The sequence below is a fragment of the Pseudomonas moorei genome (assembly GCF_042846945.1).
Classification (GTDB): Bacteria; Pseudomonadota; Gammaproteobacteria; order Pseudomonadales; family Pseudomonadaceae; genus Aquipseudomonas; species Aquipseudomonas moorei.
Window position 1 is genome coordinate 4,908,999 of record NZ_AP035776.1, and the last position, 13,151, is coordinate 4,922,149.

Genomic DNA, 13,151 nt, shown 5'->3' on the forward strand with positions numbered 1-13,151 from the left:
GCACGGATGTGCAATTGACGTTATCCGTTGTTGCCTGTGCGTTACAGGTCCAATTCGACGGAAAAACCGTGGACCACCCGTCTCCAGACCAATCGACGGTTTTTCCGCCACGCAACTTCTGCACAAGCGCCGGATGAGGGTAATCTTGCGCGACGCACACGCGCCCCAATTGCCCCGGAGTTTGGCCGGTATGGAACTACATGTTGTCATCAATGGCCGCAAGGACCTGGCCGGTCAGCTGTACAACCAACTGCGCAGCGCGATCGAGTCCGGACGTCTGGCAGCCGGTACGCAGCTGCCGCCCAGTCGCCTGCTGGCCGAGCAACTGGGCATTTCGCGCAAGACCATTTCCGACACCTATGCTCAACTGACCTACGAAAACTTCCTGACCGGGGTGATCGGCAAAGGCACCTATGTCAACGCCCGGGCTTCGAAAGTCGAGCGTAAACAGAGCCATTCGGAACTGGCCGGTTTCGAGGTCATTGAATCCTGGTGCAACCTGCCAGTATTTCTGCGCCACCCGACACTGGAAGGCTCGCTGCGCTACGACTTCATTGGTGGCGCCACCAGCAAGGGCCAGTTTCCCCAGGACGACTGGCGGCGCTGCACCTCCCACGCCTTGCGGCAGATCTCCGCCTCCAAAGGTTTCTACAGCCTGCCGGAAGGCCTGCCGGCGCTGCGCAATGCCATCGCCCGGCACATCGCATTTTCTCGCGGGGTCAATTGCCAGGATGAAGACGTGGTGGTGTGCAACGGCGCCCAACAGGCCCTGGACCTGATTGCCCGGGTACTGACCCGCCCTGGCAGCATCGTCGCCATGGAAGACCCCGGTTACCCGCCAGCACGCCTGTTGTTCGGCACCCACGGTGCCACGGTGATCGGCGTACCAGTGGATGGCGAAGGCATTCAGGTGGACAAGATCCCCCTTGGCACGCGGCTGATTTATGTGACCCCGTCGCACCAGTTCCCGCTGGGCATGCCCATGAGCCAGGAACGGCGCGTGGCGTTGCTGGCCAAGGCCCACGAGCTGGGGGCAATCATCATCGAAGACGACTACGACAGCGAATTCCGCTATGAGGGCCGGCCCACAGATTCGCTGCAAAGCATGGATGAACGCGGGATCGTCGCCTACGTCGGGACCTTCTCGAAAACCCTGTTGCCGGAGTTGCGGCTGGGTTATGCGATTCTGCCGCCGGCGATTCTCGATGCGGTGGTGCGTGCCAAGCAGCTCACCGACCTTCACACCTCGACCCTGCCGCAATGGGCGCTGGCCAAGTTCATCGCCGAAGGCTGCCTGCTCAAGCACATTCGCCGTTGTCACACGATCTACGCCGGTCGACGGGATCGGATACTGGCGCGCATCGCCACCGACCTCTCGCCATGGCTTGAAGCGGTGCCGACCACGGCCGGTTTCCACATGGTGGTGCTGTGCAAAGTGCCGATTGATGTCCCGTTGGTGATCGAACTGGCGAAAAAAGTCGAAGTCGGGCTCTACCCCATCGACAGCTTTTTCTACCAGCAGGCGCCGCTGGCCGGGCTTTTCCTCGGTTTTGGCGCCATTGAAACCCTGGACATCGACATCGCCCTGGATCGCCTGCGGGACATCTTGCAGCAAGTCGCCTGACGGATTGGTCTGCGACTTTATCCGGCGATTGGCTATTGGTGGTCCCGGGGTGCAGGCCTATCCTGCATAGGCGTTATCTCTCAATGAGCAGGATTCGTCCGGCCTGATTCAGGAGTGTGAGCAATGCCCAACCAAATGATCAATACCGTCAAGGTAAAAGCCGTCGCTGGTCGCTCGGACGAACTGGGTAAGCAACTGCAAAAAATTGTCGAAACCCTGCGCGAACTTCCGGGTTGTGAGTCCTACATGGTCGACCGTTGCCCCGACGACAGTAATCGCTGGACCGTCAGCGCCCATTGGCAATCGGAAGCGGCCATGCAATCGCATTTCAACAGCCCTCAAGTGCAGGGATTCATCGACCTGATCGATTGCCAGCTGGCCAACGCTGTCGACTTCAACAGTTTTCCGATTCGTTAAGAACACGATTAAAGATCGCAGCTTTCGGCATTTTCTACAGGGCATGGGTACCTCTGTAGAAGGTGCCGGGGGCTGCGATCTTTTTTTGTCTGAAGACCTGATATTGGTCCCCTGGACTTCCCGAATATTGGCTGTTTGTTTGGGGTGGGTGGCGCACTAGATTGGTTCCGGACAACTCACCCATTGCAGGTAATGAACCATGAACGTTTTGCGCCTATGTACTGCCCCTTTTGTTGCCTTGGCCCTGACCGTTTCCGCCTCGGCATTCGCCCATGAAGCCAGTGATCATTCGGAAAAGGTCACTGTGCTGCAAGATCAAATGCTGCAAAACGCACCTGGCAAGAAAGCCCTGATGATCGAAGTCGACTACCAGCCGGGGCAATCCTCCATTGCGCACAAGCATGAAGGCACTGCCATGGCCTATGTGTTATCGGGGGCCATCACTTCTCAGGTCAAGGGCGAAAAAGAACGGACCTACAAGGCCGGTGAGTATTGGTACGAACCGGCCGGTTCCGAGCACCTGGTTTCAAAAAACGCCAGCAAAACCAAGCCTGCAAAACTATTGGTGTTCATGGTGCTGTCGCCAGAAGAGAAAGTACTGATCCCATTGGAAAACTGATAGCTGTACGTTCAGCCATAAACAAAAAGGCCCGAATCATTGATTTGGGCCTTTTTATATCCGTCGGCAATTAACCCGAACGCTTTAAACCAAACAAAACTATTGGGCGCCTGATAACTACGGATATTGACTATTTCATCGTCAATTCGCGGTTTAGTCTGGAATGACTGCCGAGTAAAACCGGCAATTTAACTTTCCGACTGATGTTGTTTCACCGGAGAAACACCATGAAACTTGCGCTTGTCAGTACCCTGACAGTCACCGTGCTAATAGCCGGCTGTTCAATACCCACCGCTCCTTCGGCGGTATCTTCAGTGGATGGCATTTTCACGCAACCCGTTGGGCGCAGTAATGCCCGGAGCATACCCAACGGCCACAACGTTTCGCTGGGCATCGTCTACAGCCGCAATACTCAAACCAACCGCGCCTACTTACAGAATTACCAGGCCAACGCCGGCACCGGTTTCGGCCAGAGCCTGCTGGTGCAGCCGATTCACGATGCCTACGTAGCCACCTCCCAGCCCGATCTGGCGGTGGATTGGGTCAAGGCCTCGTTGCAGCGCCAGTTCGGCTCGGTCACGGTGTACCCGGACATGCGGAGCCTGATGGCGGCCAAGCCGGAGGTGGTCGGCATCGTCGACAGCCGCAGCCAGCTGATGACATCGCGCAGCTCCGACATCGAAGCGAAGGTCAGTGTGGACTTTTACGACAACAACCTGGCTTACATCGGCACTGCGCAAGGGCAGGACGCCAAGGCGTTGAGCCCGGTATGGGCGGATTACAAGCGCAGCGAAGACATCGTCGCGGATATTAACGAACAGCAGAATGTGCAAGTAAGAGCGCTGCAGAAGTTTGACCAGTCGCTCAGTAATTTATTGACCAACCCGACAAGTAACGTCTCGATGCTCGATAACACGACAGAGCGAAAATCGTATTGAAACTGCGAAAATCAATGTGAGCAAACTCCAATCTGGACAGGAAGAGTTTGCTCACAATTAATCAACGTCATGAATTTTAAATAGCGGTATCTTCAGCTCCGCGCGACGGCGCCAACAATTATCCCCTATAGACAAGGAACGTCTTCATGACTAAAGACCAGGAAAGATCCTTCATCGCCCGCATCACTTGCGATGGAATCAACATGACATTTTTTGACCAGGTATTGAGCGCGGGTCATTTCGAACCGGGTGGAAGCAGATCTCCCATACCTCCAAATGTAGTGACGACCTTTGAAGCCTATGATCCTGTCACCCAAACCATGCTCCGTACAGGCAGTAGAAAATCCAAGGCCATGGTCGTCCACTTCAAGTGTTATAACGACTACTACAACCTGCAGATTCTGAACGAAGCCTACTACCAAAAATACTTCAGCAAGGGCGGAAAAGGCGTGCTGGGCGCCTATCCGGCCTCCAGCGGTAGTACCACCTCCTTCCATTTACTGAACGGCTTTCATCAAATCATCACTCTGGATGATTTGAGCAGCTCCCAAGCGACCCTTTACTTGAAAGCACGCAACGCCGGAATCATCAAAAAAGCAATCTGGCGCGACCCGGCATACAGCACCTGTTTCACCGATGAGTCCGGCGATGTCGTCACGTTCAATCTGCAAATTCTGGAAAGGCACGTCTCGACACCCGCACGCTCCACGCCCTACACCTGAGTGATCGATCCATGGGCCGACACGTTTCCACCCTTGAATAAAAAAGCCCCGCATCTCTCGATGCGGGGCTTTTTCATTCAACGCCTGATCAGGCCGCCGGTTCCAGCTCGGCGACCGCTGCGGCAGATACCACCGCTTGACCGCTCAATGCCAGATCCAGCAATTCGCGGTTGGCCACCGCGTACATGGCGTAATCAGTGCCGCTGGCGGCACGGATTTCCACCAGCATGGCGCGCCAGCGTTCGATCATGCTTTCGTTCTGCTGCATCCACAGTTCCAGGCGTGTTTCCACGTCCTGGGTGCCGTCGCCCTGCTGCAGGACCGAGATGGTGATCGCACGTTGCTGCCAGTCGACGTCATCGCGGAACGCTTCACGGGCCAGGGCCTGCCAGTTGTTTTCAACCGGCAGAGCGCTGATCTGTTGCAGGTACCAGGTGATGTCCAGCGCGCTGCCCACGGCGAAGTAGGCCTTGGCCACGTCCGCTGCGTTCTGGCCGGTCACGTCGGAGGCCTCGATGATCGGCAGCAAGGTGTACAGGTGAGTAGTGCCTGCAACCATGCGCGCCAGCAACTCAGGAACGCCAGCAGCGACGTAGGCCTGGTAGCGGGACTGCCAGCCTTCGCGGGTCGGGCCTTCCAGCAGTTCGTCGAGCTTGAGGCCCAGCGCTGCCAGATGCGGACCGAAGTGCGCGACGTCACGGGCAGCGTTCTGCTCGTTGCGACGGGTGCGCAAGAACCAGCGCGTAGCGCGACGGCCCAGACGCATCAGCTCGTCCATCAGCTCCAGTTGCACATCGGCGGAGACCTGGTAGTCCAGGGCTTCGATCTGACGGAACCAGTGCGGGAGATGGAAAATGTCGCGCACGATCACGTAAGCACCGGCCACGTTCGCCGGGCTCATGCCGGTCGACTCTTTGAGTCGTTGAACGAAGGTGATGCCCATGTGGTTGACCAGGTCGTTGGCGATCTGGGTGCTGACGATTTCGCGCTTCAGACGATGACGGCGCATGGCTTGGGAGAACTTGCTCACCAGAGTCGGCGGGAAAGCGGTTTCCATGTCGCGGGTCAGGTAATCGTCGTCCGGCACCAAGGAGTTCAGCAACTGCTCCTTGAGATCGATCTTGCTGTAGGAGATCAATACCGACAGCTCGGCGCGGGTCAGGCCATGGCCTGCGGCAACGCGTTCGTTGATCTGCTCTTCGTTCGGCAGGAACTCGATGGCGCGATCCAGCTTGCCGCGACCTTCCAGGTCGTTCATCAGACGCTTGTACTCGGCAATGCGCGGCAAGGCGCGACGGGCCGCCAGGGACAAGGCCTGAGTCTGCTTGTAGTTGTTGCCCAGTACCAGGTTGCCGACTTCGTCGGTCATGCTCGCCAGCAACTGGTTGCGTTGCTTGTCGGTCATGTCACCGGCCTGAACCACTTCGTTCAGCAGGATCTTGATGTTGACTTCGTGGTCGGAGCAGTCCACGCCACCGGCGTTGTCGATGAAATCGGTGTTGGAGCCGCCGCCATTGAGGCCGAACTCCACACGACCCAGCTGGGTCATGCCGAGGTTACCGCCCTCGCCCACCACTTTGCAGCGCAGTTCGTTGCCGTTCACGCGCAGTGCATCGTTGGCCTTGTCGCCGACATCGGCGTGGGTTTCGGTGCTGGCTTTGACGTAGGTACCGATACCGCCGTTCCACAACAGATCCACCGGCGCCTTGAGCAAGGCGTTGAGCAGTTCGGTCGGGGTCAGCTTGTCAGCCTGGATGTCGAAGCGTTCCTGCATCTGCGGGGAAATCGCGATGCTTTTCGCGCTGCGCGAGAAGATCCCGCCGCCTTCGGACATGATGCTGGTGTCGTAATCCGACCAGGCCGAACGCGGCAGATCGAACAGACGCTGACGCTCGGCGAAGCTGGTGGCCGGATTCGGGTTCGGATCGATGAAGATGTGCAGGTGGTTGAACGCTGCGACCAGTTGCAGCTTGTCGGACATCAACAAGCCGTTACCGAACACGTCACCGGCCATGTCGCCGACACCGACCACAGTGATGCTGTCTTTCTGGACGTTGATGCCGCGCTCGCGGAAGTGGCGTTGTACGCCGACCCACGCGCCCTTGGCGGTGATGCCCATTTTCTTGTGGTCGTAACCGGCCGAACCACCGGACGCAAACGCGTCACCCAGCCAGAAGCCGTAGTCGATGGCGATACCGTTGGCGATGTCGGAGAAGGTTGCAGTGCCCTTGTCCGCCGCCACGACCAGGTACGGGTCATCGTCGTCATGACGCACGACATTGGCCGGCGGCACCAGGGCGCCGTCTTTCAGGTTGTCGGTGATGTCCAGCAGACCCGAAATGAAGATGCGGTAGCAGGCAATGCCTTCGGCCGCGATCTCGTCACGGCTGCCGCCCAGTGGCAGGCGACGTGGCAGGAAGCCACCCTTCGCACCCACCGGCACGATGACCGAGTTCTTCACTTGCTGGGCTTTTACCAGGCCCAGGACTTCGGTACGGAAGTCTTCTTCACGGTCGGACCAGCGCAGGCCACCACGCGCCACGTTGCCGAAGCGCAGGTGCACGCCTTCGACGCGCGGCGAGTAAACGAAGATTTCGAACTTCGGTACCGGCTTTGGCAGCTCTGGAATCAGGTGCGGGTTGAACTTGAAGCTGAAGTAGGACTTGTTATGCCCGTTCGCATCAGTCTGGTAGAAGTTGGTACGCAGGGTTGCCTTGATCAGGTCCAGGTAGCGACGCAGGATACGGTCTTCGTTCAACACCTGGACGTCGTCCAGGGCGCTCAGGATCGCTTGTTCCAGACGTTGCTGCTTGTCTTCCAGATCGTCGCTGGTGAGTTTGCGCGCCAGGTAGAAACGGGTCTTGAACAACCGGGTCAACTCGCGAGCGATGTCGGTGTGGTTGTTCAGGGTGCTGGCGATGTAGCCCAGGTCGAAGCCCAGACGAATCTGCTTCATGTAGCGGGCGTAGGCACGCAGCAGCGCCACATCACGCCATGGCAGGCCGGCGGTCAGCACCAGACGGTTGAACGCATCGTTTTCGGCATCGCCGCGCACGATGTGGACGAACGCGTCCTGCAGGGTGTCGTTGAGTTGCTGGATGTCCAGTTCCAGGCCTTCGGCGGCGGTGAACGCGAAGTCGTGAATCCAGAACTCGCGGCCATTGGTGTGACGCAGGCGATACGGGAACTCACCCAGCACGCGCAAGCCAAGGTTTTCCAGGATCGGCAACACGTCGGACAGTGCCAGCGGGGTATCGGCGTGGTACAGCTTGCAATGCAGCTCACGCTGGCCGGAGACCTGGCCCAGCGGCTGATAGAAGCTCATCACCAGCGGATTCTTTTCGCTCAGGCTCAGCAGGTGCTGCATGTCGACCACAGCCGAATGGGCGGCGAAACGCTCGCGGTAACCGGCCGGGAAACCTTTCGGGAAGTCGGCCAGCACGTTGGTGCCGTGGGCTTCGCCGAAGCTTTCAACCACCAGGCTGGCGTAGTCGTCCTGCCAGCTGCGGCAGGCCTGCACCACTTCTTTTTCCAGCAGCAGCGGGTCGATGTCGATGCGGTTTTTCGGGTCGACGCGCAGGATCAGCTGCACGCGAGCCAGCACGGACTCGGAGAAGAAGGTCCAGAACTCGCAATCGGAGGCTTTCAAGCGATCCATCAGCACTTGCTGGATCTTCTGGCGCACTTCGGTGGAGTAGATGTCACGCGGCACGTAGGCCAGGCAGTAGCAGAAGCGGCCGTACGGGTCTTTGCGCAGGAACACGCGAATCTTGTTGCGTTCCTGGATCTGCACGATCGACATCACGGTGCTGAACAGCTCGTCCACCGGGGTCTGGAACAGATCGTCGCGCGGCAGCACTTCGAGCACCTGCGCCAGTTCCTTGCCCAGGTGTGCCTTGGCCTGGAAGCCGGAACGGCGTTCGATTTCCTCGACCTTGCGGCGGATGTACGGAATGGCACGCACGCTTTCGCCGTACACCGAGGAGGTGTACAGGCCCATGAAACGGCATTCCTTGATGATCTTGCCGTCGGCATCGATTTCACGGATCGATACGTAGTCCGGGTAAGCCGGACGGTGCACGCGGCTTGGGTGCGCGGCCTTGGCGAACGTCAGCAGTTTCGGCTCGCGCAGGTAGTTAACGGCGTAGTCTTCGATGCGCAGTTCATCGTAGGTCATGCCGGTACGCAGCAGTTTGGTCAGGCCCAGGAAAGAGTCCTGGTCGTAGACGATGTGACCGCCGTCGGCTTCATCACGCACCACGAACTCTTCGTAGCCGAGGAAGGTGAAGTGGTTGCCCACCAACCATTCCAGGAAGCTCTTGATTTCGCTCTTCTCGTCGGCATCGACGGCGAACTGGCTGTTGTCCAGGCTGGAAAGGATTTCCTGGACCTTGGCCTTCATCGGCTCGAAATCGCCAACCGCAACGCGCACTTCGCCGAGCACTTGCTCCAGCTCTTTGGTCAGCACGTTCAGTTCGGCGGTGTTGGCGCAACGGTCGATTTCCAGGTACATCAACGACTCTTGCAGAATGTCGTCGCCCTGGGTGCCTTTCGGCAGGATTTCCAGCAACTCGCCCTTGCTGCCGCGACGCACGCTCAGCACGGTGGTTTGCAGGGTGTGAATGCTGTAACCGCGACGGTTCAGCTCGGTACGCACCGAGTCGACCAGGAACGGCAGGTCATGGTGCAGCACTTCGACCGCGGTGTGGGTCGACTGCCAGCCATGACGCTCGTAATCGGGGTTGTAGACGCGCACTTGCGGATGCGCGTGATCGAAGCGCTCAAGCAGGCGCCACGCAGAAAGGGTACAGCCAGCGAGGTCGGACAACCGACGCTGGGTCAGTTCATCCAGGGAAATGATGCCGAAGAATTGTTCAGCGAACAGCGCCACTTGTGGCAGTGCCTGTTCACTGATGTGCTGCGCCAGTGCCGCTTGCAGTTGGTGCTGGAAGTCGGCTTTGCTGGCTGCGGTGAAGAACGCCATCTGTGGTACTCCGCTTGGGCTTGTTATTGATGGAAGCGTCGCGTGCAAAACCCCTGTTCGGGGCAACCCGTCACCCTGTTCCTGATTCTCGGGCAGAGGAAACAGGACGACAGGTGGGTGAAGCTGGACGAGACACTCAGGTCACATTCACCTTCCATGAATGGGCATCTGCAAAAACGACTGGGCTGCGCGCAGCGCAATGCCTTTACAGGTGCTCATCCGTTGCGCAGCTTAACGAGTGCGGCAAGGCCCGTGCTTGCGGTGCTGCGACATATTCGGTCAACGGTACGCTGCTTGCGCCATGTGCAACGATCAACACTAGCAGCCGAGCGGGAAATCGGGGAAATTCCTGCCGGATCAGCCGGTCATTCACCCGAAAACACGTGCTCGAGACCGTTGCGTTTTCAAGCGAATCAGAAAAAGACGACACCCATGATTGCGGGGCAAATCATGGGCGCCGACGAGATCGCCGTAGAAACTACGACCAAATCAGTCAATCAAGTCCTCAACGGCTCGAAATTTACTCACGGTGGCGCAGTCGTAACACATCATTTGCAGCGTCATCTTGTCCATGCTCGCGTCGATATTGGCCGAGTCGCACTCACGACAAAACAGCTGCAGATGCCCTGCCAGATCACTGCCGAAGAGGGCCCCGGAAAAAAACTGCGGCACCAATTCATCGCGCCAATAGATTCCGGGGGACTTCGAAAAGCCAGCACCGCTGTCCTTGAGTACCACGTCATATAACAAGCGATGCAAGGCCGACTGCGGCACCCGCGAATCGCGATAGGCTGTCTTGCGCCAATTCCTCGCCAGCGCATCCTGCGCCGTACCCAGCATGTTGCCCGGAATGGTGTTTGCTGCATGGTTTCTGCCCTTGGAGTTGCCGGTCGCATAAAAATGCGCGGCATTTTTCACGGCCAGGCGCGCAAAGTAGTAGAGATGACTTACCGAGAAGTCCTGCAAAAGCTGGCCAACGACGGTTTCGGCACGCCCTTGGGCGCTGAACACAAAATTCACCTCATTGGCCAGCACCTGGATGTACTGGATCGACTCATCCCGCGCCAGACTGAACATCAACGCATAAAGCTCGCTTTTCCAGGCGGGCTGCACGGCCCCGGACAGCTCCTGATAAAGCGCCAGGTACAGCGCGTCGCGAGTGCACTGTACGGAGGGCTCCAGGGCAACGTTTGGCAGCCAGCGTACTGCGGAAAAATCGTTGATCAGGCATCCGGATGCCCGGTCGAACGCCTTAATATCCGAACCCAGATCGACCAATAATGCGCCGCATTCGTAAAGCTTTTTCACCCACTCTTCGCTGGATTCTTCGCTGGGCGCCAAATATTCGCTTCTTGTACTGGCATCGAGCGGGGCGATGCGTTCCGCACCGGCGGCGCCGCCATCGTCCAGCAAGGCAAGCAGGACCAGTTTCTGAACGAAGCTCAGCGACGCATACGGCACTGGCGGACTCGTTACTCCATAACGCTTCTCCAGCTCACTCCGGTCGCGCAACGCTTGGGCCGCGACTTCCTGCTGGCGCACTTTGTAACACTCGATGCAATTACAGAGCCTTTGCCGACCATAGTTGCCCGGCGCGAAGTGATAGTGCTCGCAACGCACGCATTTGAAGGGCTTACGGATTGAGACAGGAGTACCCCTGGCATGCCGACGCACCCACATGGGAAGGTCGCAGTAAGGGCATGCCAGGTCCTTGCTGATGATGGGTGGCAATACCTTCAACAGACTGCGGACATTCGCCGAAATGTTGTATTCGACTGCCAGTTCCGCAGTTTTTTCGCCGTTCAGATAACGCTGGTAGAGCTCCTCGACCTGTTCTTCGGACAAATGTTTGATCTCATCCGCCCACTCAAAATAACGACTCATTCAAAGGTCCTTTTTTTCATAGCTGACTACGCAATCCAACGCGTTCGAGCTGCAAAAACTAAGGCAAATAAATCGGACAAAACAAGCAAAAACGCCGTGGATGCGGGTTATTTTTCCCTTGTATAAATACCCTACAGCCCCATCGGATTTTTCATGTTGCCGGATGAGACACATCCGAAAGACAGGTCTTTCATCATTCATAGACAAAACCATGAAGCCAGACTGAAATTCATCAGACCAATAATATAAAACGCACTATTTTGCGACTCAGGCCACGCGGGGGCAGCACAAAGACTCGACGGCTGGCAGAATTGGCTTTTGTAGCCCTCAAACGCTCGCCGAGCCAGGAACTCCCCATGCAAATGACCACCCCCCTCTTGATCGTCAACCCTTGCGATGAAGAAGAAGACAACATGGCCATGCTCTGCTGCCACAGCAACAAGGGCGAAATGTTCCTGATGACCCGCTACCCGGACGAGGACGAGCTGGAAATAACCCTCGATGACGAACCATCGTCCCTGGACGGTGTGAAAGTCACCCTGAGCCCTACCCTGCTGAAGATCGAAATCGCGGCGGCCGATGCTGATGCGCTCAATGGCGATGATGTGCTGGAGATCACTCACAGCACCGATGCAAGCGAGCTGGCGGAAGTTGAGGAAACCTTGCAGAACATTCTCAAGGGGACCGGGACTTACATCAGCAACATTTAACGGTGCCTGAGCAGGCCTCATCGCGGGCAAGCCCGCTCCCACCGGGTCTGGATGTGCAGCACAGATAGTGAACACTCCGCAGATAACTGTGGGAGCGTACTTGCCCGCGATGGCGTCCTGAAGCCCCGACCTGCCTTTCTGCCTGTCAGGATTGTGGCGTCTCTCCAATCATTTCCCCCACTTTACGCAAAATGCCGTTAGTCGCCGCCCCCCGCGATGGATTAAAGTAACGCCCCCAGCCCTGGCGTTATTCGAACGTCGTCGGTCACCCTTTCCAGGAACAGTCATCGATGGAACATCGTGAAGCGCTGCTTGCGCTGCGAACCTTTCTTTCAACGCAGATTCTCGGCCAGGAAAAACTCATCGAGCGCTTGCTCATCGCCCTGCTTGCCGATGGCCACATGCTGGTCGAGGGCGCCCCTGGCCTGGCCAAGACCAAGGCCATCAAAGAACTGGCCGAGGGCATCGAAGCCCAGTTCCATCGCATTCAGTTCACCCCCGACCTGTTGCCCGCCGACATTACCGGCACGGAGATCTATCGCCCGGAAACCGGCAGCTTCGTGTTCCAGCAAGGCCCGATCTTCCACAACCTGGTGCTGGCGGACGAAATCAACCGGGCCCCGGCCAAGGTCCAGTCAGCCTTGCTCGAAGCCATGGCCGAGCGCCAGGTCAGTGTCGGACGCAGCACGTATGAGCTGTCGCCGCTGTTTCTGGTGATGGCCACGCAAAACCCCATCGAGCAGGAAGGCACCTACCCGCTGCCCGAAGCCCAGCTCGACCGTTTCCTGATGCACGTGAAAATCGGCTTCCCCGATGCCGCCGTCGAACGGCGGATCCTGCAACAGGCTCGCGGCGAAGCGCTGAACGGTGAGACCAAGCCCGAACGCCGGGTCAGTCAGCAGGCCATCTTTGCCGCGCGCAAGGAAATCCTCGGCTTGTACATGGCCGACGCCGTGGAGGAATACCTGGTGCAATTGGTCATGGCCACGCGGACACCGGCCAAATTCGACCCGGAAATGGCCGAATGGATTGCCTACGGCGCCAGTCCTCGCGGTTCGATTGCCCTCGACCGTTGCGCCCGCGCCCATGCATGGCTGGCCGGACGCGACTTCGTCAGCCCGGAAGACATCCAGGCCGTGCTGTTCGATGTGCTGCGCCATCGCATCATTCTCTCCTTTGAAGCCGAAGCCGCGGGGATCGACCAGGATCGGGTGGTCCAGCGGATTCTCGACGTCGTAGCCGTCGCTTGACCC

General features: G+C 58.1%; 10 protein-coding genes. 8 read left to right on the forward strand and 2 right to left on the reverse strand.

The window, feature by feature from the left end; all coding sequences use genetic code 11:
• The first annotated feature begins 190 nt into the window (after nucleotides 1-190).
• The 5 genes from ACGJAX_RS23060 to ACGJAX_RS23080 all read left to right on the forward strand — a co-directional run bounded on the left by ACGJAX_RS23060 (nucleotide 191) and on the right by ACGJAX_RS23080 (nucleotide 4,320).
• Complete coding sequence (locus ACGJAX_RS23060) at nucleotides 191-1,624, forward strand: aminotransferase class I/II-fold pyridoxal phosphate-dependent enzyme (RefSeq protein WP_390956296.1); 1,434 nt, start codon at nucleotides 191-193, stop codon at nucleotides 1,622-1,624.
• A 123-nt stretch (nucleotides 1,625-1,747) separates the two neighbouring features.
• Complete coding sequence (locus tag ACGJAX_RS23065; RefSeq protein ID WP_090320959.1) at nucleotides 1,748-2,041, forward strand: putative quinol monooxygenase; 294 nt, start codon at nucleotides 1,748-1,750, stop codon at nucleotides 2,039-2,041.
• Nucleotides 2,042-2,240: 199 nt separating this feature from the next.
• Nucleotides 2,241-2,660 carry a cupin domain-containing protein gene (locus ACGJAX_RS23070; RefSeq protein WP_090320956.1) on the forward strand — a complete coding sequence of 140 codons (420 nt, stop codon included), beginning with the start codon at nucleotides 2,241-2,243 and terminating at the stop codon, nucleotides 2,658-2,660.
• 227 nt (nucleotides 2,661-2,887) lie between these two features.
• Nucleotides 2,888-3,598 carry an ATPase gene (locus ACGJAX_RS23075; protein ID WP_390956297.1) on the forward strand — a complete coding sequence of 237 codons (711 nt, stop codon included), beginning with the start codon at nucleotides 2,888-2,890 and terminating at the stop codon, nucleotides 3,596-3,598.
• Nucleotides 3,599-3,744: 146 nt separating this feature from the next.
• Nucleotides 3,745-4,320 carry a hypothetical protein gene (locus tag ACGJAX_RS23080; RefSeq protein ID WP_390956298.1) on the forward strand — a complete coding sequence of 192 codons (576 nt, stop codon included), beginning with the start codon at nucleotides 3,745-3,747 and terminating at the stop codon, nucleotides 4,318-4,320.
• A gap of 88 nt (nucleotides 4,321-4,408) precedes the next feature.
• Here the strand turns inward: ACGJAX_RS23080 and ACGJAX_RS23085 are convergent, their stop codons facing one another.
• On the reverse strand, nucleotides 4,409-9,304 hold the full coding sequence (locus ACGJAX_RS23085; protein WP_247255769.1) for an NAD-glutamate dehydrogenase: 4,896 nt from the start codon (nucleotides 9,302-9,304) through the stop codon (nucleotides 4,409-4,411).
• A 489-nt stretch (nucleotides 9,305-9,793) separates the two neighbouring features.
• A complete protein-coding gene (locus ACGJAX_RS23090) occupies nucleotides 9,794-10,846 on the reverse strand; it encodes a hypothetical protein (RefSeq protein WP_390956299.1) in 1,053 nt (350 codons plus the stop codon).
• A gap of 120 nt (nucleotides 10,847-10,966) precedes the next feature.
• Between ACGJAX_RS23090 and ACGJAX_RS23095 the strand changes: the two genes are divergently transcribed.
• The 3 genes from ACGJAX_RS23095 to ACGJAX_RS23105 all read left to right on the forward strand — a co-directional run bounded on the left by ACGJAX_RS23095 (nucleotide 10,967) and on the right by ACGJAX_RS23105 (nucleotide 13,148).
• Nucleotides 10,967-11,314, forward strand: a complete 348-nt coding sequence (locus tag ACGJAX_RS23095; RefSeq protein ID WP_390956300.1) for a hypothetical protein — start codon at nucleotides 10,967-10,969, stop codon at nucleotides 11,312-11,314.
• Between the two features lie 230 nt (nucleotides 11,315-11,544).
• Nucleotides 11,545-11,898, forward strand: a complete 354-nt coding sequence (locus ACGJAX_RS23100; RefSeq protein ID WP_090320939.1) for a hypothetical protein — start codon at nucleotides 11,545-11,547, stop codon at nucleotides 11,896-11,898.
• Between the two features lie 290 nt (nucleotides 11,899-12,188).
• Nucleotides 12,189-13,148, forward strand: coding sequence for a MoxR family ATPase (locus ACGJAX_RS23105; protein WP_003218556.1), 960 nt, complete (start codon nucleotides 12,189-12,191; stop codon nucleotides 13,146-13,148).
• Nucleotides 13,149-13,151: the final 3 nt, after the last annotated feature.

Excerpts from the sequence above, each read along its gene's own strand:
- ACGJAX_RS23060 (WP_390956296.1), top strand. The coding sequence starts at position 191 with ATGGAACTACATGTTGTCATCAATGGCCGCAAGGACCTGGCCGGTCAG.
- ACGJAX_RS23065 (WP_090320959.1), top strand. The coding sequence starts at position 1,748 with ATGCCCAACCAAATGATCAATACCGTCAAGGTAAAAGCCGTCGCTGGT.
- ACGJAX_RS23070 (WP_090320956.1), top strand. The coding sequence starts at position 2,241 with ATGAACGTTTTGCGCCTATGTACTGCCCCTTTTGTTGCCTTGGCCCTG.
- ACGJAX_RS23075 (WP_390956297.1), top strand. The coding sequence starts at position 2,888 with ATGAAACTTGCGCTTGTCAGTACCCTGACAGTCACCGTGCTAATAGCC.
- ACGJAX_RS23080 (WP_390956298.1), top strand. The coding sequence starts at position 3,745 with ATGACTAAAGACCAGGAAAGATCCTTCATCGCCCGCATCACTTGCGAT.
- ACGJAX_RS23085 (WP_247255769.1), bottom strand. The coding sequence starts at position 9,304 with ATGGCGTTCTTCACCGCAGCCAGCAAAGCCGACTTCCAGCACCAACTG.
- ACGJAX_RS23095 (WP_390956300.1), top strand. The coding sequence starts at position 10,967 with ATGCCGACGCACCCACATGGGAAGGTCGCAGTAAGGGCATGCCAGGTC.
- ACGJAX_RS23100 (WP_090320939.1), top strand. The coding sequence starts at position 11,545 with ATGCAAATGACCACCCCCCTCTTGATCGTCAACCCTTGCGATGAAGAA.
- ACGJAX_RS23105 (WP_003218556.1), top strand. The coding sequence starts at position 12,189 with ATGGAACATCGTGAAGCGCTGCTTGCGCTGCGAACCTTTCTTTCAACG.